Source organism: Microcystis sp. M44BS1 (assembly GCF_020244875.1).
Taxonomy (GTDB): Bacteria; Cyanobacteriota; Cyanobacteriia; order Cyanobacteriales; family Microcystaceae; genus Microcystis; species Microcystis panniformis.
The window spans coordinates 1-3,635 of the sequence record NZ_JADBVM010000107.1; the positions used below are offsets into that span (position 1 = coordinate 1).

The following is a 3,635-nucleotide window of genomic DNA, read 5'->3' on the forward strand; positions in this document are numbered from 1 at the left end:
ACCAGCACCAGAAACACCAAAAAGACCAACTAAAATCAAGGTTTTGCAAAACTGGTTTGAGAAAACCCAACCTGCACCTCCTGATTTTGATCCAGATCAAGCTAAATGGGAATATTTAAAGGAGAAACATAACCTGTGAAAGTCTTGCTTGATACCAACATCATTATAGATATTGCCCTGGAAAGACAGCCTTACTTTACTAATAGCGAGACAGTTTTGGCATTTGTTGAACAGGGACAAATAGAAGGCTACATTTCCGCATCAACTATTAGTGACCTTTATTATCTTATTCGTAAACAAAAAGGTCGAGATTTAACTATTGAGTTTTTGCAAGAAATACTTACTTTTTGTCAAATTGCTACAGTAAATCAGGCTGCAATTAGAATGGCTTTCACAACAAATTTTCAGGATTTTGAAGATTCTATTCAATACTCTACTGCGGTAGTTAATCAATTAGATGCAATTATTACCCGTAATCCTCAAGATTTCCCCATTGTCACACCACGAATTATCACTCCTGAACAATTAATTACCGAATTAACCAACTCTCATTAGCTAGTGGTTTTAATAATGTATCAAGAGCATAAAAAATGTCTAAACTTAAAGAGTTCACCTATTACCAAAATTCTATGACTCGCTGGTTTAATATTGCAGGTCCCTGTTCAGACGATATCCATTATATGCTCTCTCCCACAGTCAGATTACCAGATTTAGAGGAGCTAATTCAACAACGTAGTTATTTTGTCCTTCACGCACCACGACAAACGGGGAAAACCACCGCTATGTTATCCCTAGCAAAACAACTGACTGATACTGGAAATTATGCCGCAGTCATGGTATCTGTAGAAGTAGGAAGTGCATTTAATCATGATCCTACTGCCGCAGAATTGGCAATTTTAGGAACTTGGTATAATACAATTGAGGATAGTTTACCAGAAGAATTACAACCTCCTGCTAAACAATGGCAACAGCAAGAACCAGGAAGCAGAATTAAGGCTTTTTTAAGAGGTTGGGCAAAAGCTATCAATCGTCCCATAGTATTATTTATAGATGAAATTGACTCTTTACAAGACCAAACATTAATTTCTATTTTACGACAGTTAAGAGATGGTTTTCCTAAACGTCCAGAAAATTTTCCCTCATCAGTAGGATTAATTGGTTTACGAGATGTGAGAGATTATAAAGTAGCATCGGGAGGTAGTGATAGATTAAATACATCCAGTCCTTTTAATATTAAAGTTGCTTCTCTGACTATGCGAAATTTTAATCTCGAAGAAGTGGGAGAATTATATCAACAACATACAGCAGCAACTGGACAAATTTTCACATCAGAAGCAATAGAAACAGCTTATTATTTAACCCAAGGACAACCTTGGTTAGTTAATGCTTTAGCTAAAGAAATTGTAGAAAAAATGGTAAAAGATAGAAACATTGCTATTACTAAAGAACACATTTTAACAGCTAAAGAAATATTAATTGCACGTCAAGATACTCATTTAGATAGTTTAGCGGAAAGGTTAAGAGAACCAAGAATTAAAGCCATTATTGAACCGATGTTAGCAGGTTTAGAGTTAGGAAATATACCTAATGATGATATTCAATTTGTCATAGATTTAGGATTATGTAAAATGCACCCCTATGGAGGATTAACTATTGCTAATCCCATTTATCGAGAAGTGTTACCCAGGGTGTTAACTGTGACACCGATGGCATCTTTACCCATGATTGCACCCACTTGGTTAACCCCAGAGGGTGAATTAAATATAGATGCTTTATTAACTGCATTTCTCAAGTTTTGGCGACAACAGGTCGAACCTTTATTAGGTAGCACTGGTTATCATGAAATCGCTCCACATATAGTATTAATGGCTTTTTTACATCGTGTGGTTAATGGTGGGGGAGTTTTAGAAAGGGAATATGCCATTGGTAGTGATAGAATGGATTTATGTTTGCAGTATAAAGATGTAATTTTAGGGATTGAATTGAAGGTGTGGAGAGATAAAAAACGCGATCCTCAAGCTGATGGAATTGAACAATTAGAATCTTATTTAGGGCGTTTGGGTTTAGATTTTGGTTGGTTATTTATCTTTGATAGGCGTAAAAATGCTTTACCAATGGAAGAAAGATTATCAACTGAGGTGGTGGTGACGGAAAATCAATATAGAATTACTGTAATTCGGGCGTAAATGTTGATCTATTCCAACACCTTAACCCCAAAATCATCTACAATCAAAATTTCCAGTGAATCATAAAATCCTATGACTCGCTGGTTTAATAGCGAAGCACTCCGTAGGAATCGTCTTTTTTTGTCAATGTGAGGAAATGCGATAGCGCAAGCGCTGACTTGTCAGTTCGCTTCGCACCATCGCTATTTTATTCAAGATAATGGAATTTTAATGGTAAATAACCGTCGTTTTCACATTAATATCAACATTCAGTTTTTTCCGCAAAACATTGAAAATAGCAGTCAAATTATCCATCGTCGGATTACCTTTTGCTGATAACATTCGATGTAAACTTTTACTAGGTTTAGAGGTTTCAATTGCTAACTGTTCAAAACCTACTGTTGCATTGACAATATCTCTCAAAATCAGTCTTGCTGTTTCTGGTTCACCATTTAGGAAAAGAGAAATAGCTTCATCCAGTAAAGCGATCGCAAACTCAGAATCTCTTTGCACTCGTGCATTAACGGTTTCTTTAAAGTCTCTAGTTAGTGCCATAATAACTACCTTTTCTCTCTACTATCATTGTCAAATTTTTGCTCTTTGCTAATTTCTTTTTTTCGTCTTTTGTACTCTTGGTATAATTCTCTAGCACGATTAATATCAGATTGCTGATTTTTCTTTGTTCCCCCACCAAATAAAACTATAAGCTGTTTACCATCTTGAGCTAGATAAATTCGGTATCCTGGACCCCAATCAATCTTATATTCCCCAATTCCATCAAACCATTTAACATTTGATGTATTGCCTAATTCCAAACGAGACTTAGCAACTGTTACCTTCGCAGCTGCTTGGGTATCCAAGCTATTAAACCATTCTTGGTAAGGACTTGAACCATCTTCTTGAAGATATTCTTGAACTTTGATAATAGACATACTGCTATAGTAACTTATGTGTTACTCTATGTCAAACAGTATGACAGGACTTACGCAAAAGGGAACGAAAGTAGGGGTAATTCATGAATTACCCCTACGCAAGAATAAGGTTTTCAGTCACATCTTGCGTAAGTCCTATATGATTCTAAATAAATTTTTAGTATTGACTGTGGAGAAATTCACAGTCACGATGTCAGCTAGATATCTCGATTTAGACAATTTTCAGGTCTTTCGTCTATGTCTATTCAAATAAACTCTCTACTCTATTATTACTCACGGAATTATCCTCTTTTTCAAGAGCTAGAGGCGATCGCCAAAATCCTAAATCTATTTCGGGTTAAACAGATTGAGCGCAAATAATTCTGGTTCTTCGTTACTTGGTATGATTCGATAGGGGTGCATAAATCGACTAAATCCTTATCTGGCAAGAGACTTAATTGATTAGTTCGCTCTAGAGCAAAAACAATTGACAAAAATCGCTAAATGCCTTTCTATATAAGGGTTCCATCCCTTATAACCCCCGTCCATTGCATAACAC

General features: G+C 35.9%; 4 protein-coding genes. 2 read left to right on the forward strand and 2 right to left on the reverse strand.

Annotated features, from left to right (window positions below; translation table 11 throughout):
- Positions 1 to 135 precede the first annotated feature (135 nt).
- Both IM515_RS07690 and IM515_RS07695 read left to right on the forward strand, forming a co-directional pair.
- On the forward strand, positions 136 to 555 hold the full coding sequence (locus tag IM515_RS07690; RefSeq protein WP_287628380.1) for a type II toxin-antitoxin system VapC family toxin: 420 nt from the start codon (positions 136 to 138) through the stop codon (positions 553 to 555).
- A gap of 74 nt (positions 556 to 629) precedes the next feature.
- A complete protein-coding gene (locus IM515_RS07695) occupies positions 630 to 2,186 on the forward strand; it encodes an AAA-like domain-containing protein (RefSeq protein ID WP_287628382.1) in 1,557 nt (518 codons plus the stop codon).
- Positions 2,187 to 2,393: 207 nt separating this feature from the next.
- Here the strand turns inward: IM515_RS07695 and IM515_RS07700 are convergent, their stop codons facing one another.
- Both IM515_RS07700 and IM515_RS07705 read right to left on the reverse strand, forming a co-directional pair.
- Entirely contained in the window at positions 2,394 to 2,720 is a 327-nt protein-coding gene (locus IM515_RS07700; protein WP_002754998.1) for a helix-turn-helix domain-containing transcriptional regulator, read from the reverse strand.
- Positions 2,721 to 2,725: 5 nt separating this feature from the next.
- Positions 2,726 to 3,097 carry a type II toxin-antitoxin system RelE/ParE family toxin gene (locus tag IM515_RS07705; protein WP_002754997.1) on the reverse strand — a complete coding sequence of 124 codons (372 nt, stop codon included), beginning with the start codon at positions 3,095 to 3,097 and terminating at the stop codon, positions 2,726 to 2,728.
- Positions 3,098 to 3,635: the final 538 nt, after the last annotated feature.